Annotated in this window: 14 protein-coding genes and 1 pseudogene; 2 read left to right on the forward strand and 13 right to left on the reverse strand. The window is 29.8% G+C overall.

Features of this window, described 5'->3' with window-relative positions:
• Nucleotides 1-3: 3 nt before the first annotated feature.
• The 5 genes from I4V16_RS00890 to I4V16_RS00910 all read right to left on the reverse strand — a co-directional run bounded on the left by I4V16_RS00890 (nucleotide 4) and on the right by I4V16_RS00910 (nucleotide 5,578).
• The gene (locus tag I4V16_RS00890) at nucleotides 4-1,221 is read right to left on the reverse strand and encodes an O-antigen ligase family protein (protein ID WP_049178007.1); all 1,218 of its coding nucleotides are present in this window, start codon (nucleotides 1,219-1,221) and stop codon (nucleotides 4-6) included.
• Nucleotides 1,222-1,243: 22 nt separating this feature from the next.
• Nucleotides 1,244-1,951: a WecB/TagA/CpsF family glycosyltransferase gene (locus tag I4V16_RS00895; RefSeq protein ID WP_195541825.1), complete on the reverse strand. Its 708-nt coding sequence runs from the start codon at nucleotides 1,949-1,951 to the stop codon at nucleotides 1,244-1,246.
• Nucleotides 1,952-1,962: 11 nt separating this feature from the next.
• Complete coding sequence (locus I4V16_RS00900; RefSeq protein ID WP_049178011.1) at nucleotides 1,963-3,051, reverse strand: tetratricopeptide repeat protein; 1,089 nt, start codon at nucleotides 3,049-3,051, stop codon at nucleotides 1,963-1,965.
• Between the two features lie 91 nt (nucleotides 3,052-3,142).
• Nucleotides 3,143-4,861: a phospho-sugar mutase gene (locus I4V16_RS00905; RefSeq protein ID WP_049178012.1), complete on the reverse strand. Its 1,719-nt coding sequence runs from the start codon at nucleotides 4,859-4,861 to the stop codon at nucleotides 3,143-3,145.
• Nucleotides 4,862-4,990: 129 nt separating this feature from the next.
• On the reverse strand, nucleotides 4,991-5,578 hold the full coding sequence (locus tag I4V16_RS00910) for a 50S ribosomal protein L25 (RefSeq protein WP_049178013.1): 588 nt from the start codon (nucleotides 5,576-5,578) through the stop codon (nucleotides 4,991-4,993).
• 227 nt (nucleotides 5,579-5,805) lie between these two features.
• Here I4V16_RS00910 and I4V16_RS00915 point away from each other — a divergent pair, with 227 nt between their 5' ends.
• Nucleotides 5,806-7,269 (forward strand): aminotransferase class I/II-fold pyridoxal phosphate-dependent enzyme, encoded by a 1,464-nt coding sequence (locus tag I4V16_RS00915; RefSeq protein ID WP_049178014.1) that lies wholly within the window; start codon nucleotides 5,806-5,808, stop codon nucleotides 7,267-7,269.
• A 208-nt stretch (nucleotides 7,270-7,477) separates the two neighbouring features.
• Here the strand turns inward: I4V16_RS00915 and I4V16_RS00920 are convergent, their stop codons facing one another.
• The 6 genes and pseudogenes from I4V16_RS00920 to zapA form a co-directional block, all read right to left on the reverse strand.
• A complete protein-coding gene (locus I4V16_RS00920; protein WP_049177549.1) occupies nucleotides 7,478-8,962 on the reverse strand; it encodes a glycosyltransferase family 39 protein in 1,485 nt (494 codons plus the stop codon).
• A gap of 30 nt (nucleotides 8,963-8,992) precedes the next feature.
• A pseudogene (locus I4V16_RS00925) lies at nucleotides 8,993-9,430 on the reverse strand (DUF523 domain-containing protein); the annotation flags it as partial.
• Between the two features lie 123 nt (nucleotides 9,431-9,553).
• Nucleotides 9,554-10,504, reverse strand: coding sequence for a carbohydrate kinase family protein (locus I4V16_RS00930; RefSeq protein ID WP_111937281.1), 951 nt, complete (start codon nucleotides 10,502-10,504; stop codon nucleotides 9,554-9,556).
• Between the two features lie 97 nt (nucleotides 10,505-10,601).
• Entirely contained in the window at nucleotides 10,602-12,959 is a 2,358-nt protein-coding gene (locus I4V16_RS00935) for an endonuclease MutS2 (protein WP_195966356.1), read from the reverse strand.
• A 3-nt stretch (nucleotides 12,960-12,962) separates the two neighbouring features.
• A complete protein-coding gene (locus I4V16_RS00940; RefSeq protein WP_099329468.1) occupies nucleotides 12,963-15,308 on the reverse strand; it encodes a U32 family peptidase in 2,346 nt (781 codons plus the stop codon).
• Nucleotides 15,309-15,447: 139 nt separating this feature from the next.
• Nucleotides 15,448-16,671 (reverse strand): cell division protein ZapA, encoded by a 1,224-nt coding sequence (gene zapA / locus I4V16_RS00945; protein ID WP_099329469.1) that lies wholly within the window; start codon nucleotides 16,669-16,671, stop codon nucleotides 15,448-15,450.
• A gap of 284 nt (nucleotides 16,672-16,955) precedes the next feature.
• Here zapA and I4V16_RS00950 point away from each other — a divergent pair, with 284 nt between their 5' ends.
• Nucleotides 16,956-18,149, forward strand: coding sequence for a CapA family protein (locus tag I4V16_RS00950; RefSeq protein ID WP_195966357.1), 1,194 nt, complete (start codon nucleotides 16,956-16,958; stop codon nucleotides 18,147-18,149).
• A gap of 56 nt (nucleotides 18,150-18,205) precedes the next feature.
• Here the strand turns inward: I4V16_RS00950 and pheT are convergent, their stop codons facing one another.
• Complete coding sequence (gene pheT, locus I4V16_RS00955) at nucleotides 18,206-20,581, reverse strand: phenylalanine--tRNA ligase subunit beta (protein ID WP_195966359.1); 2,376 nt, start codon at nucleotides 20,579-20,581, stop codon at nucleotides 18,206-18,208.
• Nucleotides 20,582-20,595: 14 nt separating this feature from the next.
• Nucleotides 20,596-21,615, reverse strand: coding sequence for a phenylalanine--tRNA ligase subunit alpha (pheS, locus tag I4V16_RS00960; RefSeq protein WP_099329472.1), 1,020 nt, complete (start codon nucleotides 21,613-21,615; stop codon nucleotides 20,596-20,598).
• Nucleotides 21,616-21,652: the final 37 nt, after the last annotated feature.

Consider the following 21,652-nt stretch of genomic DNA (forward strand, 5'->3'; position numbering starts at 1 on the left):
ATATTATTTTGCTGCCTTTTTATTTCTATATAATAAAATTAATATACCAACTATAATCCAATATAAAAATGTTACTTTAGGTACAAACCACATATTATCTAATAAATTTGCTTGGAAGAAAATTAACAAGGCTACTATTAATCCTTTTATAAGTCCTTTATACTTTTCAGAGTATAATTTACACACCTTTATAGATCTTATAAATATCGTAGTATGTAAAAGCATAAAAGGAATAAAACCTAAAATTCCAAGTTCAGATAATATTTTAAAATAAGAATTATGTGTAGGATAATTTTCTTCTCCTGGAACAATAAATTTAGGAAAAAGTTTCACGTATTCTGGATGTAAGGTAACATAGTTTCCATTTCCTACCCCTGTTAATGGTTTATCCTTAAACATTTCTAATGCTATTCCCCAATGCTTTAATCTTCCATCATTCATTACGGCCTTACCTAGTCCTACTATTCTTGTACTTAATGGCGGATATAATAAAACTCCAGCCCCTGCTATAAATAATCCAATAATAAATTTCCAGTTATATATAATTGTTAAAATACATATTCCAACAACTAATGCAAGCCAAGCGTTTCTAGAAAAACTAAATGCAATGTTTAATATAAATAGAAGACATACTAGCCCTATTATCACTTTTTTCACTGTACGCTTTTCATAAAATGCAATCATTACTAAAGGAAATAATAGTACAATAAAGTACATTCCTAAAGTATTGGGATTGTCTAATGTCACTACAATTCTTGCTACTCCATTAGCATATCTTGTTATTCCTTTACCTGTAATAAATTGAATTACTCCTAACACTCCAATAATAAAGGCTGGATAATAAATAAACCTAACTACTTTTCCTAAATCCTTTTTTATGTCAATCTCACTTACAAAGTAATATAATATTGCTATATAAGTACCAAACCTAATAGTTTCTTGTAATGCTAATCCCCTATCTACAGAATAAACCGTGGACACTCCCATAAGTACAATAACAATTAGCATAAATATTACTATTGAGTCCTTAAAAAACTTTTTTAAGTCATTGCACAACTTATTTCTTCTATCATAGTTCACTAACATATTTATAAGATAAACAAAAACTAGTAAAACAAGATATATGTCCATTATTCTATATTTTGAATTTATAGTATCCGGTATTAATGGGATTATACCCAAGTAGATAAAAAATCCCCACTTTATTAATTCATTTACCATTAATAATCTCCTCTCAAAATATCTATCTCTTTATTGCTACTCTCCATAAAAACTTAGGTATAGAGGTAAGTCTCTTAATTCTCCATGGCTCTTTCAATACTCTATGTAACCACTCAAGCCCTACAGATATCATCCACTTAGGTGCTCTAGTAGTATTTCCTGCAAATACATCAAAACTACCACCAACCCCCATGTAAAATGTACAAGGCAATTCATCCATATGTTCCTCTATAAATTTTTCTTGTCTTGGACAGCCCATCGCAACAAATAAAGCCCATGGATTACTTTTCTTTATATCATCTACTATATCCTTACAGTTATCTAAATCAAAAAAGCCATTATGATATCCAACTATTTTTAATCCTTCAATAGTTTTTTCAAGATTCTTTCTGCATTCCTGTAATACTTCCTCTTGTGCACCTAAAAGATAAACGCCTTTTCCTTCCCTTGCACACTTAAGTAGCATTTCATGCATAACCTCAATACCAGCTATTTTTTCTTCTACTGGTTCTTTAACTATTTTAGATGCTATAACAGTTCCTACTCCATCAGGAATAATTATAGAATACTCTGAATTAAAGCTATGGTTAAGCATTTCATTATTTAATCCACTATATAGAACTTCTGGGTTTCCAGAAACAATATTAACCTTATCCATACTATCTATCTTTTTTAATAGTTCACTTTTACTTTTATTAAACACCTTATATCCCAAAATATTTGTATACATAAATAGCTCCTCTACTTAGCTAATATTCTATCAAGGTCTACAACAACCTCATCCTCTGGATTTAACTTCTTAGCTATATCTAAATGTAGTTTTGCATTTTCCTTATCTCCTAAATTCAGATAACACATTACTATATTAGTACAGATCTCAACATCTTTAGAAGCTTCAAATCCCTTCTTAAAGTATTTAATTGCAGTTTCAAAGTCTCCTAAGCAAGCATAGTTTACACCTAATTCATTAACTACTTCTAATATTCCTGATTCAATATTCAAGCTTTCATTTAAGTAGTAAATAGCTTTTTCATAGTTATCAAGCTTTCTATAGGCTACTCCTAAGTAATAATACAATAGTGGATTACTATCAAAAACATCAACTAGAGAAAGTAGTAACCCTATTGATTTTTCAGGACTTTCATCTAATAACTCTATAGCTTTTTCGTAAGAAGAAACATTATCTATATCATTAATTATAGTTTTTATTTCAGAAGTTACTTCTCCACCTTTATTTACATATTCATTTATCTCTACCTTAGCTCCCTTAAAGTCACCTTTAGACTTTAATATTATAGCCTTATAAAGATAAGGATCTGGTAAATCAATAAATTCACTCTTACCTTCTTCTATATCAATTAAAATAATCTCAGAAAATGCACTATCCTTCTCTCTTTGAGCTTCTCCAACTAATAAAAGTCTCTTATAATACTCTTCATTTCCTGTTGCTAAATAAAGACCTTTAAGTAATAAATAAGCGTCAATTAACTCATCACTCTTAATCTTATTTGCTACTAATGCTTTACCACACTCTTCGCTATCCTTTAAATTATTAAAAATAATTATATAGTCTTCGCAATAGCTAAGATTCTCATCTGCTCCTAATGATAAAAGCATACCCTCAATAAAATAATAAATAGGTAAATTGCTTATTTTATATGTGTCATTTGCATGACTAGCTACATAACTTGAGCTTATTGGCATATATAAATCTTTAGTCTTTAGGGATACCCCCTCTGGAATACCGACACTTTTTTTGAAACCATCCCAATTCAATTCTAAAAATAATAATTTTCCTAACTTTTCTTTAAATACTGCTTTGTAATCCATCTCTTCCTCCATTAAACACATTATGTCTCTTATAATTATACCCCAAAACAAAAAAAATGCTATCATTTAATAAATGATAGCATTTTTCTCACTATTTTAACTTTTCGTTTATTATTTCCATAACTTTTGATTTAAATCTTTCAATTTCTGATTCAGCATTTTCTAAGCTACTTCCCTTAACTGCTAAATAGATCTTCATCTTTGGTTCTGTACCTGAAGGTCTTACAACAAAAGATGATCCATCTTCTAATATATATTTTAATACATTAGACTTTGGAAGTTTTATTTCTGATTTTACTCCATTAGATTCTTCTAGGCTTAACTTATAATCTAACTTAGTAGAAATTTTAACCCCCTCTACTGATTCTATAGGAGAATTTCTTAAAGCATCAATGCAAGAAGCAATCTTTTCTTGCCCTTCCTTACCTTCTAATTCTATAGATATTAATGTTTCTTTATAGAAACCATACTTTTCATATAGCTTTATTAAAGCTTCATATAAACTCATACCTTGTTCTTTATAGTATAAAGTCATTTCTGCTATTAACATTGAAGCAATAACAGCATCCTTATCTCTTACAAATTCACCAGCTAAATATCCATAGCTTTCTTCAAAACCAAATAAGTACTTCTTATCTCCACTTTCTCTAAATTCACGAATCTTTTCACCTATATACTTAAATCCAGTAAGTACATCCATTAGTTCTATTCCAAAGTCTTCTGCTATCTTTCTAGCTCCTTCTGTTGTAACAATAGTCTTTATTACAACTCCATTCTCTGGAAGGCTATTAGTTTCTTTTAATGCACTTAATACATAATGAGTTAATAATAATCCTGTTTGGTTACCAGTTAATACTTTAAACTCTCCATTGCTTTCCTTAACAACTACACCTATTCTATCGCAATCTGGATCTGTTCCAAAAATAATGTCAGGTGATTCTTGTTTTGCCATTTCTAATGCTAATTCAAATACTTGTGGCATTTCTGGATTTGGATATGGTGCTGTTGGGAAGTTTCCATTTGGTTCTTCTTGTTCTTTAACAACCTTTACGTTTGAATATCCAAGTTCAGATAATACTCTTCTTACAGGAATATTTCCACTTCCGTGAATTGGAGTGTATATTATTTTTAAATCTTTTGCTTTTTCTTTAACTAACTCTTTTCTTATTGTTAAGTTCTTAACTTCATCTATATATGCCTTATCAACATCTTCCCCAATATATACTAGTAATCCTTTGTTTAAAGCCTCTTCTTCTGACATATTCTTAATCATTGAAAAATCTTTAACCTCATTTACTAGTGAGATTATCTTATTTGCCTTTTCATCTGTTACTTGACCACCAAATTCATCATAAACCTTATATCCATTATATTGCTTTGGATTATGAGAAGCAGTAACAACAATTCCACCTTTACAATTTAAATGTCTAACTGCAAAAGACAATACAGGTGTTGGTCTTAAACTTTCATATAAAAATACCTTAACACCATTTGCACATAAAGTTAATGCAGCTGCTGTAGCAAATTCCTTTGACATATTTCTTGAATCATAAGCTACTGCAACTGATGGATTTTCAAAACTTTCATTTAAGTAATTAGCAAATCCTTGTGTAGCCTTTGAAACTGTATATATGTTCATTCTATTACTTCCAGCACCTATAATCCCTCTTAAACCACCTGTACCAAAATCTAAATCCTTATAAAATCTATCTTCGATTTCTTTTTCATCCTTAATATTCTTAAGTTCATCTTTTATTTCTTCATTAATTATATCTGAGTTGATCCATTCATTGTATTTTTCTTTATACAAAGCTATCCCTCCTTAAATTCTGTACAGGTATATTATACAAATATATGATTAAGTTTACAACGAATTATAACAAATTTAGTTTATTCTACTAATCTATTAAAGAAAAAAAAAGACATGAAAACATGTCTTTTAATTATCTTCCTTCTCTTCTTCTCCTAAGTCAGAAGTTAATTTCTTTTCATTGCTAATAGATGCAATTACTCCTTTTATATCATCTAGAATAGAAATTTCTTCTCCTACTTCTAAATCGGAATATCTAAATACTGAACCTAATCCGCCCTTAGATACATCAAACTTTATAGATTTAGGTAGCTCATCTGGCTTACATGATACCTTAACTAATTCTTGTTCCTTTTGAAGTATTGCACCTCTCTTACTTATCCACTCTTCACCAACAAATTGAATTGGTACTTCAGATTGAATTACATTATTTCCTTCAATTTCTTCTAAGTCAACATGAATAATCTTATGTGTAACAGGATCTCTTTGCACTTCTCTTAATAAAGCTTTATGTTCTTCCCCTTCAATATTATAATTTATTATTCCATGTTCACCTGTTGATGAAATTTCCCTACATAATTCTAATTCTCCAATTTCAAATAAAAGGTTTGAAACACCTTTTCCATATAATACTCCTGGAACTTTTCCTGCTCTTCTTTCTTTTTTTGCCCAGTGAGATGTTTTATTTTCTCTTTTTACTAAATTTAAATTATTCAAAGTTCTACCACCCTTCTTATCAAGTAAATTCTCAAACTCCTTTTACATTATTCCTTATATACGTCCAAAATATTCAAATTTATTATTTTTTTGTTTATAGAACAATAAACTATTGAACATATGGAACTTATCCAATATAATATAGTAGATTTGTCTTAATTTAATATTGTTTATACTTATAAATTTATAAAAAAATCAAACACTAGATAATGAAAGAAGGTGCTTTAATGAATCATTTAGATCAAACTAGAACTCCTTTATTTGATGCACTAAAAGAATATGTTAATAGAGATACCCTTCCATTCCATGTTCCAGGTCATAAAAAAGGAATTGGAATGGATGCTGAATTTAAAAATTTTATGGGTGAGAATCCTTTTAAAATAGATGTAACGGTATTTAAATTAGTAGACAGTCTTCATCACCCTAAAGGTCCTATAAAAGAAGCTCAAGAATTAGCTGCTGACGCCTATGGTGCAGATGCTACTTTCTTTTCAATACATGGTACATCAGGTGCTATTCAAGCTATGATAATGTCTGTTGTATCTGATGGGGATAAAATAATAGTTCCAAGAAATGTTCACAAATCTGTTACTGCTGGAATAATCTTAAGTGGTGCTGTTCCAGTATACATGGAGCCTGAATTAGATAAAAAACTAGGAATTGCTCATGGGGTTGCTCCAGAAACAGTTAAACAAACTTTAGAAGTAAATCCAGATGCTAAAGCAGTTTTAATAATAAATCCAACTTATTACGGGGTTGCTACAGACATTAAAAAAATTGCTGATATAGTTCATGAATATAATATTCCACTTATAGTAGATGAAGCCCACGGCCCACATCTAGCTTTTTCTGATAAACTACCAACTTCTGCTTTAGAAGCTGGTGCTGATATTTGTGCTCAAAGTACTCATAAGATAATAGGAGCTTTAACTCAAGGTTCTTTATTACATGTAAAAAGTAATTTAGTTAATCCAAAAAGAGTACAACAAGTTCTTAATTTAATGCAAACAACATCGCCATCATATATCTTAATGGCATCCCTAGATTGTGCTAGAAGACAAATTGCATTAGAGGGAAAAGAACTATTAGCTAAAACTATAGATTTATGCAATTATACTAGAAGTGAAATAAATAAAATTCCTGGTTTCCATTGCTTTGGAAGTGAAGTACTAGGTGTTCCAGGTTCCTTTGCTTTTGATCCTACAAAGCTTACAATCTCTTGTAGAGGCTTAGGAATCACTGGCTATGAGCTTGACACTATTCTTGCTGATAAATATCATATTCAAATGGAATTATCAGATTTTTATAATGTATTAGCAGTTGGTTCTTTTGGTGATACAAAGGATGGAATGGATAAACTTCTATCTGCATTAAAAGAAATCTCTGATGAGTATTATGGAAAAAGACCTGCTACTAAAGATTTCTTAGATATACCTCAAATTCCTAAGAGAATATTAAATCCTAGGGAAGCATTTAACTCTAAGAAAGAAGATATTTTATTAGAAAAAAGTGAAGGAAAGATATCTGCTGAGTTCCTATTAGCTTATCCTCCAGGTATTCCAATATTATGTCCTGGTGAAGTTATAACAAAGGAAATAATAGAATATGTACATGACTTAAAAAGAGCTAATCTTTATGTACAAGGAACTGAAGATTCAGAAGTTAAATATATTAAAATTGTTAAAGAGTAAAAAAGGTAGGGTGGATATTTATTTTGCTTGTTCCGTCGCAAGCTCCAAGTCACATGGAAACAAATATCCACCCCACGCGTACTAAAGGTAAGGAAATTATAAAATTACTATCCTTTATTTTATATTTTTTAATATGAAAATGTAATAATACCTTTGATTTATAGCTAATTGAAATTTTATAATTTACTAGACAGTAAAAAAGATGTGCCTATTTTTTAAAGGCACATCTTTTTTTATCTATTATTTTAAACAAGTTTTCCATTCCATAAATTGCAGAATAAATCATTTCAGGAAGCATGCATATTAAATACCTAGATCTTGTTTCCCATAAAATAAGAAATAATATTAATCCCAATATACATATATGAACTGAATTAATTAACACTTCTCTTTTTTTAAATGCAAAAATTCCACTTATAAGTATAGATACTAATATTACAATATGAGATACTTGGCTAAAATATATAAAGCCATCATTTTTGTTTCCAATAACAAACTCCTGCAATTCATTATGACTGATAGGTTTTTCAGATAATATTGCAGGGGCATAATATGAACCATCCCCCCATGTGAATGAAATTTTACCTACTAAAAATTTACAATATCCTTTTAATCCATAGTTCTTTAACCTATTTTTTATCTCTTTCAAATTAGCCTTTTCTGCTGCTTCTTTCCCATTACTAACCCTTATACTTCGGGTAAAAGTAACATCTTCTTCATTATATCCACCATTCCCTTTAAGGCCCATCATAACCCAATGAGTTGCTGGCAATCCAGCTTCATTATAGGGAATTGGTATATTTCTCGAAATAACCACTTTATTTATAGTTGTTATAACGAGAAAAGGAATTAATAACATAGTAAAGATTTTTATTTTATTTGTTTTAGTGGAACTAATAAGCTGAAATATAACAATTGCAATAAAAGCAATTATTACATTGGATTTTATTATAGTACCTATTCCCCCAAAAATAGAAACTAGAACTAAATATATATTTCTTTTTTCATCACTAGAACTTAAATATTTATAAAAGCAATAAAACATTCCAATTGGAAAAATCATAGAAAAAGTATCTGTATATATAATTTGAGAATATGTATATAAAGGAGTTACAAATATACAAAATATTATAGTTAATGCTGCCATAACTTCATTAATTGTTTCTTTTACTAATTTATAAAGAATATAGACAGCTAAATTTATTAAAATCAAATTAATGATATATCCAACTTCCATTAATACATTATTGTTTTTTGTAAATAAAGCTACTACTTTAAATATATATGAAAGAACTAGTGTAATAGGAATATTGTTAGGATAGCTATTATAAAAATAAACTGGTAACTTTTCTCCATATAGTGCTAACTGTTTTGCATTACGTGTAACAATTCCAAAATCCCAACCAGGATTCACTAAAAAGAAAAATAAAAAAATTATTTGTAAACTTATCAATACACCAAAACTTATAGTTATAACTTTTTTAAGTTTATCCCTATCTAACTTCTTTAAAGCAACATAGGTTAAATAAAGAAATATAAAAAATATTATGGATAATATAATATTTATCATTGAATTCATTCTATAGAATAAATCAACACTATTAAATATTGCAGTCCATACAACAAAAATAAATATACTTATAAACAGTATATAAAAAATATTTAGTAATTTATCTCTTATGTCCTCTCTCATATGCCTCATTTCCTCTTATAGTTAAAATTCTTCCTTTTCCGAAATAACCTTTATTCCTTCCCTTTCTAACATATAGGCCGTAAGACCTTTTCCTCTTATTTTATTACCAGAAAAACTCCCATCGTATATAAAATTACACCCACATGATGGACTTCCTTCTTTTAATATAGCCTTTTTTGCACCTATAGCTTTAGCAATTTTTAATGTTTCTTTTGCACCCTTTAAAAATTCTTCTGTTACATCTTTACCAGATATGCTTATAATCTTCCCATCTGCTCCTTCTAAAACTTCCTTAGGACTTCCTATTATTTCTGCAGGTTCTCTTGGGGTAGAAAGCCCACCTAATTGTTCTGGGCAAACTAATATAGCTTTTCCATCCCTTAATAACTCCAAACATCTATCATTCAAATTGTTTTTACCACTATATTTACAATTTACTCCACATAAACATGCACTTATTAAATACATAACACTATTGCTCCTTATATATAATCTGCTTCTAGATTATACCATATTTTAAAATTTCTTTGCAAAAATAAGAACCTTAGTTTTCACTAAGATTCTTATTTTTCTTATAAGGATATTATTAACTTATATTTCTTTTTCATCCCATTGAATTTTATCCATATAGTATTCAACATAATCCTTATCCATCTTTGGATTAATTGTATCTTCATGAGATATAGTTATAACTGACATAGCAATAGCATATTTAGCTGTATCCTTTAAAGAAAGGTTATTCATATATCCATATCCTACACCAGCAACAAAGGAATCTCCTGCTCCAGTAGTGTTTTTAACTTTTACAGCACTAGCCTTAACTCTTCCTTGCTCAGTTCCATTTGTATAGAATATCCCGTCTTCATCTAAACTTATAAATACATTTTTAATTCCTAATGACAAGAAATATTCCCCTGCCCTTATTAAATCATCATCGTTGTTTATTTTAAAACCACAAAGAATTTCTGTTTCATATCTATTAGGCTTTATAGTATGGAAATACTTTATTAAATGTTTTATTTTTTCAGCTTTTACAGCTGAAACAGGGTCTAAAACAAATTTAGTTTTTTCACTATAAGTAGTTAATATGTGCTCCATTAGTTTAGGATTATCTGCATCTAAAAATGTATACTCAGAATTACATATAATTTCTTTCTTAGAATCTATAAAATCTTCATCCATTTCATCTAAACAGTGCATATCTACAATGGCAGACACCATTTCTCCATTTTCATCCAATACTGCCATGTATGTTGGTGTTCTTCTATTTTCAAGAAGTAAAGAATGCTCCATATTATAGCCCATTATTTTAGAGTGTTCTAAAATATTTCTTCCTTGCTCATCATCACCAAGTATTGAAATGAACTTTGTGTTAACTCCAACCCTTGCCATGTTTTCAGCAATATTTCTACAAACACCACCTAGAGATATCTTTATCTTTCCTGGTATTGAATCTTTTTGCTTATAAGTATTTTGACTAAATCCCAAAATATCTACTATAGACGCCCCTAACACTAATACGTATGCATTATCACTTTTCATATTACTTTTCCAGCTCCCTACTCTTTTGTACATAACAATAAACTTATTATATTAGAATTAACTTAAAAAATAAAGACACTTTGTCGAATTTTGTTTATTATTTTAATTCTACCATTGTTACTCCATCTCCACCTTCACCATATGCACCTAACCTATAGCTTTTTACGTGAGGATGTCTCTTTAGCATATCGTTTATTGCTTTTCTTAAAATACCAGTTCCTTTTCCGTGTACTATAGTAACCTCTCCTAAGTTTGCCATATAAGCTTCATCTAAATATTTATCAGTTCTATAGCAAGCTTCTTCGGCATCAAGCCCTCTTAAGTCCAATCTACTTTCTACTGATCTTAAATTTAATTTTACTTCTCTCTTCTTTCTAACCTTTTCTTCCTTAGTCTTTTCAGCTTTTCTCAAATCTTTTAGCTTTACACTTATTTTCATTATACCAGCTTCAACTTGAACTTCCCCTCTATTATCAGGCATTGATATTATAATTACTTTCTGATTTAAAGAAGGTAAGAAAGCCTCCATTCCTAATGTAACTTTTTCTATTACTTCTCCAGCATTTTCTCTTTCTTTTATTAAAGCCTTTTCTCTATCTTCTAAGGAATCCTTTAATTTTTTTCTTTCCTCTTCAAGGCGTTTTCTTCCTCCACCTGATATACCAAGCTTCTCAAGCTCTCTCATAGCCTTAAGAATTTCATCAGCCTCATCTTTTGCAGCTGATATTATTTCCTTAGCTTCTCTTCTAGCTTCATTATAAGCCTTATCCCTAGTAGTCTCTAATCTCTTTAGTTTTTCTTCATATGTTCTCTTTATTTTCTCAGTCTCAATTTTTATTCTTTCTGCTTCTCTTGCATCTCTATTAGCAATAATACTCTTTTCTTGAAGATCTCTAATTAAATCTTCAAATTGCATATTCTCTTCAGATACAAATCCCTTAGCTTTTTCTATTACAAAATCGTCTAAACCTAATCTTCTACTAATTTCAAAGGCATTTGATTTACCTGGTACCCCAATAAGTAATCTATAAGTAGGTCTTAGTGTTTCAACATCAAACTCAACCGATGCATTTTCTACCCCAGGAGTCTTTAGTGCATATCCCTTTAATTCACTATAGTGAGTTGTACCAATTATCTTAGTACCTCTTTCTTTTAGGGTTTCTATTATAGCTGTAGCAAGGGCTGCTCCTTCTGTAGGGTCAGTTCCTGCTCCTAATTCATCAAATAAAACTAATGAATCTCTATCAGCTTCTCTCATTATTCCAACAATATTAGTTAAATGAGATGAGAATGTTGATAAGCTTTGCTCTATACTTTGTTCATCACCTATATCTGCAAATACTTCTCTATAGAAACTTATTGAAGAATCATCCCTAGTTGGAATTAATAGTCCACTCATCCCCATTAAGTGTAATAAGCCTACTGTTTTAATAGTAACAGTTTTTCCTCCAGTATTAGGACCAGTAACCATAAGTACTGAGAAGTTATTTCCTAAATATATATCTGAAGGAACCACCTTATCCCTATCAATTAAAGGATGCTTTGCACCTACAAGATTAAATGAACCATCTTCATTTACCTTTGGCATCATTCCATCAATTGAAGATGCATATTTACCCTTAGCAAAGATAAAATCTATTTGTAAAAGAATTTTCATATTACTACTACATACATCTGAATTATCTTTAACCTTTTTGGATAACGCCCAAAGAATTCTTTCAATTTCAGCTTGTTCTTTTAGCTTAAGTTCTTTTATCTCATTATTTAAATTTACAAGGCTCATAGGTTCAATAAACAATGTAGCTCCTGTGGAACTTTGATCATGTACTAAACCTGGAACAGCTCCTTTATATTCAGCTTTTACAGGTAAAACATATCTATCTCCCCTCATTGTATAAATGGCATCTTGTAAATATTTCGCATTACTTCTAACTATAGAATTTATCTTATCCCTAACAGAAGAATTCTTTTCTTTTAAACTTCTTCTAATATTGTGAAGAGTAGAACTAGCTCTATCACTAATTTCTTCTTCAGAAACAATTGCATACTCAATTTCATTTTCTAGATTTTTTATAGGAGTAAGTATATAAGCTAAATCCTCTAACTTTGGAAAACTTTCCTCCTCTTCTTTTCTAGTTAAATACTCTTGAATTCTACTAGTACATCTAAGCATATTGCCGATATAAAGTAATTGTGCTGGATTTAAACATCCACCTTTTTTAGCTCTTTCGATTCCTTCTCTAACATCATGAAGCCCCTCAAAAGGAGGATTCCCTTTTTTTATTAATAGTTCTAAGGCTTCCCTACTTTCTTCTAGAGCTTCCCTAACTTCATAAGCTGAAGAGTAAGGAGCTAAGTTATCTACAAGCTCCTTTCCCCCACTTGTTACAGCATATTTCCTTAGATTTTCTTTTATTTTATTAAACTCTAATACTCTAAGCGATCTTTCATTCATTGTTTAATCTACACCTCTTCTATAACATCCCTTTGTATAATACTTGCTTTCTATCTCTAATTCTCCATTTAACATTTTAAATACTTTTATAACATCTTCCCTAGATTCATCTTTAAAATCTATTCTAAATGATTCTATCCCCATTGCTTTTAACTCATCTTTTTCTCCTATAAGATTTAAAGCAACACTATTTAAAATATGGCTTCTACAGAATACATCCGTCATAACTCTGAATCTTTCATTAACTTCATCAATTAAAGTAAATCTATCTCTTGTACATGCTAAGTTACACTTCTTATCTTTATTTTTACCACCATATGTACTTCCTATAGGGCAATACTCACTAACCATAAGCTCTGTTTTTCCATACAATTGGTATGCAACTCCTGATGGCATATTCTTCATTACCTCTTTAATTTCTCTTTTATTTAATTCAAGACTTAATGAAAGATTTCCTATATCTTCTCTATAAAAATCTATAGCATAACTATTAAATACATTTAACTTATAATCACCTATTATATTCATTTTATCTCTATAGATGTTGATTATACCTGCATTAGCAGTTATTAGCCCTTTTACATTATCCTTTGCCTTTTCAATAACATTTACAACACCTTTAAATTCACTCTTAATAATTTCTGGTGTTAGTATAAAGAAATTAATACCACTTATAGATTTTATATCACTTATTGCTATTGAGTCTTTTTCTCTACTATATATATCAACACCAATATTCTTAACTCCCAGTTCAATAAGAGTATTAAGTTGTTCTTTAGTTGTACATGTTACTAATAAATCTAAATCCAAAGGCTTTTTAGGAACTTTAAATTCATGTACTTCATTAATTAAATCTCTTCTTCTTCTATATTTTGAAGTTTCATTTTTCATTATTTTTTCAAATAATTCTCTTCTTAAATTATTTAATGAAGCTACTCTAATAAATCCATCTTGGAAGTCTTCAAAAATAACTTCATCCATCTTATATGGATATCCACCTGACTTAGTTAATGCTTCAATAATTCTTTCCTTATCTAAAGGCCTCTTCTCAGCTTTTTCTACCATATCACCCTTAACTACATAGTCAATGCCATTATAAGATGCCTTAAGAACCATCTCTTCTCCAACTTTAAATCTAACTTCACCAATTAAGGATATCTTTCTATAATAAGGTTTTATTTTCTCTGACAGTTCATCAAATAATGTTTTGCTAGAAGTTTTATATAATAAATCTCCCTTTTTATATCCTTTTGGGAATAACTTTACCTTGTCTCCCTTATCAGCTTCTAATACCTCTTTTCCATTTAGGAGTATCTTACTTACAGTAAAGCCTTTACTTCCATATCCTACACCATCACCTATTGTTATATCTTCTTGTAGGATAATCTCTCCCTTATCATCTGATTTTCCAAGTTCTAAACCAGTATTCTTAGGAATTACAAAGCTCATCATATCTTTACCAGAGTCCTTTTTTAGATAAGCATTGGCAAATCCACCTCTATTAAATAATTGAAGTAAAGTTTTCTTTCCTTCTTCAACATTAAATTCCCTGTTTTCTAACTCTTTATCTATTGCCTTCCTATATGTCTCTATAACTCCAGCCACATATTCTGGTCTTTTCATTCTTCCTTCAACTTTTAAAGACAATGCACCACTCTCTATAATATCTTTCATATCATCAATAGTACATGTATCTTTAGTGCTTAAAAGATGCCCCTTTTTCTCTCCACCTGAGGCAGAAACCAACTTATATTCTTGTCTACATGGTTGAGCACACTTCCCTCTATTTCCACTTCTGCCACCAATCATGGAACTCATCAAACATTGTCCTGAATATGAAACACATAATGCTCCATGTACAAATATTTCTGTCTCTATACCTAGGTCCTTAGATATATATTCAATTTCTTCTAAGCTTAACTCCCTAGATAAAACAACTCTTTTAAAGCCTTTTTCAGTAAAATAAACTGCTCCTTCCCCATTATGAATTGTCATTTGAGTTGAAGCATGAACCTCAAAATCAGGATATTTTTCTTTTATTAATTTTAAAAATCCTAAATCTTGAATAATTAAGGCATCAATTCCTATCTCATAAAGGTATCCAGCATATTTAATGGCATCCTTTAATTCTTTTTCCTTTAGAATTGTATTCATCGTTACATATATTTTTACTCCATAGCTATGACAATAGTCAGCTGCTACTTTCATTTTTTCATTATCAAATTCTATAGCCTTAGCTCTAGCTGAAAACTTAGGTCCACCTAAATATATTGCATCTGCACCATTATTTACAGCAGCATAAAGACTTTCCATACTACCAACTGGTGCTAATAATTCTATCTTTTCCATCTTAATTCTCTCCTAATTAATTTAACTATATCTTTAGTATGCTATATAAAGTTATATCATAAAACATCTTTTTATGCTAATTTATAATTTTATACAAAATTAAAGAGACAATGATGTTACTCACTTGTCTCTTAATAACTTATTTCATTAAAGGATTTCTTTCCTTTTTTAACTTTGCTATTTCTATTTGAGCATCCATTAACTTCTTTTCTAGATCTAAAACTTTATACTTGCTAGTCTTTAACTCTTGTCTAGAATCTTTACCATTTTCCATTATTTTTTGCTTTTCATATGATAGCTTTTCAGCCTTATCTCTAGCTTCAATCAGCTCATTATTTTTCAATTCAAGTTCATCTTTTAATTCAATGATTTCCTTATTTAATAATTCAACACTTTCGTTGTTTTGTAAATTATCATCTTCAAGAGCTTTTATATTCTTATGAATTGAATTTAATTCCTCTACTAAAGATCTATTCAATTCTTTTTCTTTCACTAATTCTTTCTTATTATCTTCATACTTATATTCTAAATCACTTAAATTATAGTTTAATGAGTTTAATTGTTCCTTAACTTCTTGGTTCTTAGCCTTAGTTAGGTCTAACTCCTCTTCTAATAAAGATTTAGAATTTAAAGCTCTATTCACATCTTCATCTAACTTAGAATTTTGTTTTTTAAGATTGCTAATTTCTTCTTTTAAAACATCTTCCTTCTTTTTATTTCCCTCAATCTTATCATTTAAATTTTTAATTTCATTATTTAATTTCTCAATTTGAGATTTATAACCCTTTTCACCCTCTACATATTTATCTATATTGTTCTTTAGGGCTGAATTCTTTTCTTTTATTTCAACTATTTCTTTATTAAGTATTTCACTTAAATTATTAACTTGTACAATTTCTTCATTAAGCTTGTTATTAAGGTTTGCTAGAATGTTATTATCTTTCTTTATATCATTATTTTCTATGGCTAAAACATTCTTTTCTTCCATAAGCACTTTTATTTCATCTTGTAGTACCTTAATCTTACCTTCTAGATCTTTTACTGCTTTTTCTTTTTCCGCTTTTACCTTTTCATTTTCTTCTCTTACTTCTTTTATACCCTCTCTAAGTCCTGAATTTCTTTCTTCTAGAGATTCCTTCTTCTTTTTAAACTCTTCTATCTCAATATCAGCTTTATATAATTCATCTGCAATATTTAAAGCTGCAAGTACACCTGAATCAACAGTACTTAATAATGGATTTTTAGTTTTTATCTCATTCATTTTACTATTTACATATTCAGCTACTTCCTTTAGATAGTTTTCATCTTCCCTACCCTTTAGACTATATTCAATTCCATTTATTTTAACGGTAACCTTTATCATATTAAACACCTCACGAAACCTTATATATTTAATTATAGGTGAAATTATTACATAAAACAATTATGTTTTACAAAAAGTACCTTACTAATTTACAAAAAAGTGGATTAAATATTTATTTTGCTTCTTCCATGGTAAAACTCAAGTCACAGAAAGCAAATATCCACTCCCCTACAATATGTTTTAAACCTATTTTATCACTTTATTTTCTTTAAAGTCTCCCTTTAATTGTAAAAATTTTACAAACATTTCACTTTATGATATTATTTCTTTAGTGAGGTGCTTATATGAAAAATAAGAAAATAATTCTTTCAATATTATTAACTTTAATTTTATCATTTACAATTATATCTTGTAATAGCTATAATGAACCAACTACTCCTACCATAGCTGAAAAAGAAGATACAACCATCTCTGTACTTGGTGCAGGAGATGTTCTTATGCATATGGAACAAGTTTATTCAGGATACGATTCAAAAACAAATACTTATAATTATGATGACTTTTTCACTTATGTAAAGGACTATGTATCCTCTTCTGATTTAGCCATATGTAACTCTGAAACAACTTATCTAGGTAAGGGACATAATTTTAGTGGCTATCCAAAGTTTAATAGCCCTAAAGAAATATTAGATTCCATAAAAAATGCAGGTTTTGACATGGCCTGTTCTACTCATAATCATATTAATGATATGGGAGATAAGGGTATTGAGAGTACTGCTAAATTAATAAAAGAAGCTGGTTTAGACCTTCTTGGAATAAAGAATGGAGTTAGCGATAAAAATTATATAGTTAAGGATATAAAAGGTGTTAAGATTGGAATAACTAATTATACTTATTCAACAATAGATAAAAATGGCTATAGATATATAAATGGACTTCCCTTATCTAAGGAAATGGAGCCTAAAATAAACTTATTTAGTGATTCTAATATAGAGAATGACATAAATAATATGAAGTCTACTTATGATAATATGATTAAAGATGGAGCTGAATTTACCATTTTCTATATACACTGGGGAAATGAATATCAGCTACAACCAAGTGCTCAACAAGAAAAATTGGCAGGTATGCTAAATTCTATTGGGGTAAATGTTATCTTTGGAAGTCATCCTCATGTGGTTCAACCTATAAGAACGCTAAAAAATGATACCAACGGAAATGAAACATTGGTTTGCTATTCTCTAGGAAATTTTATATCTAATCAAAGATTTGAAACAATGGGAAATATAAAATCAGAAGATGGGTTAATGGTTAAACTGTTTATTACTAAAGATTCTAATAACAAATTAAAGTTAACTTCTTATGAGACAGAACCAACTTGGGTATATAAATATGTTAATGCTTCTGGAAAGACAGTCTATAATATATTACCTACAAATAAAATTCTAAAATCAAATGATATAGAAGGCCTTAGTGAAGATGTCTTTAACAGAGTTAAAGATTCAAATAAGTCTACTAACGAAATTATAAATAGTTAAATTAAAGCAGTATATTTGCTCTAAACAAATATACTGCTTTTTAAATATCTAGGAAATTATCTTAATTGAGCTCCTAATTTATGCTCTAATGCTTTTAATATCTTATCATGAACCTTATTTACATCATTATCAGTTAATGATTTCTTAGGATCTCTATAAACTATTGCATAAGCTATGCTCTTCTTTCCTTCTTCAATTTGAGCTCCCTTATATATATCAAATAGAGTTATCTTTTCTACTAAAGGACCTCCTGCTTTTCTTATAGCCTCTTCAATGTCACCAACAAGAACAGAATCGTCTACTAATATAGCTATATCTCTTGTTGCTGCTGGGAACTTAGGAATAGGTGTATACTTCTTAACTGTTTCAGAAGCTTCATATAGTAAATCTAAATCTAATTCAGCAATGTAGGCTGCAACATCTAGTCCATAAGCTTCTTGTACATCTGGATGTATTTCTCCAAACACACCTGCAGACTTACCTCTTAATTGAATTCCAGCAGTTTTACCTGGATGGAAGCTTGGATTTTCACTTTCACGTACAAATCTTGCCTTAGTTATTCCTAATCTATCAAGTACATTTTCTACAACACCCTTAAGGTCTAAGAAATCACAGTTTCCATACATACCAATTGTTAAAACATTCTTTTCTGTTGGTAACTTGTTGTCATCTTCATTCTTAAGATATACTTTTCCTATTTCAAATAATCTCGCATATTCATTGCTTCTAGAATAATTTCTTCCTAAAGAATCCATCATTGATGGTATAGTTGAAGTTCTCATTACAGAGTAATCTTCTCCTAAAGGATTCTTAATTTTAACTACATCTCTTAATGGTGAATCTTCTGGCAATCTAATTTTATCAAATACCTTTGGTGATACAAATGAATAAGATATAGATTGATTTATTCCTGAAGCTATTAAAGCATCAACTACAATACCTCTTAATACTTCATTTTTGTGTTTGTTTTCCCTTGTTGGTGTTTCATCAAATACAGTAGTAGGTATTTTATCATATCCGTAGATTCTTGCTACCTCTTCAGCTATATCTTCTTTTATAGCTATATCAACTCTAAATGTAGGAGATGTAATTTCTAAATCATCACCATTTATTGTTGTAGGCATATCTAAAGAATCTAAGTATTTCTTCATATCCTCTACAGGTATTTCTGTACCTAAGAACTTATTAATCCAACTAGCAGAAACAGTTAAATGACCTTCTTCTTTCTTATTTGGATATAGGTCTATAGTTCCTTCCATTACATCTCCAGCACCTAATTCACATACAAGTGCACATGCTCTATTAATAGCTAATTCAGCTAGGTTTGGATCTATATCCTTTTCAAATCTTGCTGAGCTTTCAGTTCTTATTCCTAGTGCTTTTGAGTTAACTCTTATATTAGTTCCATCGAAATTAGCACATTCAAATACTACTTCTGTAGTACCTTCTTCTATTTCAGAGTTTAATCCTCCCATTATACCTGCAAGACCTATTGTTCTGTCTCCATCCTTAATGCAAAGAACAGTTGAATTTAATTCTCTCTCTTGCTCATCTAAAGTAGTGAACTTTTCTCCATCCTTAGCAGTATCTACAACAATCTTCTTTGATGTTATTTGTCTAGCATCAAAGGCATGCATTGGTTCTCCAATTTCAAGCATAACAAAGTTTGTAATATCTACTATATTGTTTATAGGTCTAATACCTGCTTCAAGAAGTCTTTCTTGCATCCAACCTGGAGAAGGAGCTATCTTTACATTTTTTACTCCTCTTGCCATATATCTGTTGCAAAGGCTACTCTTTATTTCCACTTCTAACTTATCATTTATATTCTTTGAAGATTTTGTTTCAAAGCTCATGTTTGGCATTTTGTAAGTAGTTCCTAAAGCTGCTGCTGTTTCCCTAGCCATACCAACCATGCTTAAACAATCTGGTCTATTAGAAGTTATATCAAAATCTAATATTGCTTTATTAAGCTTAAGATACTCTTTAATATCCATTCCTACAGGAGCATCTTCAGGTAAAATCATTAATCCATGAACTGGTTCATCTCCAGCAATTCCAAGCTCTTCTTCTGAGCAGAACATACCGTTAGATACGACCCCTCTCATCTTACCTTTCTTAATTTCAGTTCCATCTGCTAAAATAGATTTATGAAGAGCTACTGGAACCTTATCCCCTTCCTTCATGTTTGTAGCAGCTGTAACTATTTGAATTTCTTCTGTTCCTATATTTACTTGACAAACATTTAATCTATCAGCATCAGGGTGTTTTTCTATCTTTAAAATATGACATACAACTACATTCTTTATATTGTCACCTTGTATTTCTACTTCTTCAAGTTGAGAACCTGTTAAAGTCAGAATATCACCTAATTCTTTTGCATCTACATTTATATCAACATAATCATTTAGCCAATTATATGGTACTTTCATTCCCTTATCCTCCTCTAGAATTGATTTAAGAATCTCATATCACTTTCATATAATAATCTGATATCATCTAAGCCATAGCTAAGCATTACCATTCTATCTATACCAAAGCCAAAAGCAAATCCGCTATACACTTCTGGGTCTATACCACAGTTTCTTAATACATTTGGATGAACCATTCCACAACCAAGTAATTCTATCCAACCTGATCCCTTACATACATTACATCCTTTTCCTCCACATACATAACATGAAGCATCCATTTCAGCTGATGGTTCTGTAAATGGGAAATGGTGAGGTCTAAACTTAGTTTGAACCTTATCTCCAAACATCTTCTTTGCAAATAGTTCTAAAGTTCCCTTAAGATCTGCAAATGTTACTCCCTTAGCTACAACTAACCCTTCCATTTGATAGAATATTGGTGAGTGTGTAGGGTCTACTGCATCTGATCTATAAACCTTACCTGGAGATATCATCTTTATTGGTGGTTCTTGATTCTCCATAGTTCTTATTTGAACTGGTGAAGTTTGAGTTCTTAAAACTATATTATCATTAATGTAGAATGTATCTTGTTCACTTCTAGCTGGATGGTTTTTAGGAATATTTAAAGCTTCGAAGTTATAGTGGTCTAATTCTACTTCTGGACCATCTTCAATTGAGAATCCCATAGATATAAATATATCCTTAATTCTTTCAAGAGTTAATTCTAATGGGTGTCTCTTTCCTAATACATTCTTCTTTCCAGGAAGAGTAATATCTATAATTTCATTTTGAAGTTTTTCATTCTTTTCCTTTTCTTTTATAGCGTTAATAGCTGCATCTAGTTTTTCCTCAACAACCTTCTTAACGTCATTAACCATCTTACCAACTATAGGTCTTTCTTCTTTTGATAACCCTCCCATACTTTTTAAAATAGTTGTAAGTTCACCTTTTTTACCTAAATACTTAACTCTTATATCACTAAGAGCTGAACTGTTATTTGCCTCTTCAATTTCTCTTAAAGCAACTTCTTGAATTTGCATTAACTTTTCTTGCATTTTTATTCTCCTTTCTTCTTTACCTCTAGGGCCATTG

Origin of the sequence: Clostridium sp. 1001283B150210_160208_E6 (genome assembly GCF_015669365.1) — a bacterium.
Taxonomy (GTDB): domain Bacteria; phylum Bacillota; class Clostridia; order Clostridiales; family Clostridiaceae; genus Clostridium; species Clostridium paraputrificum.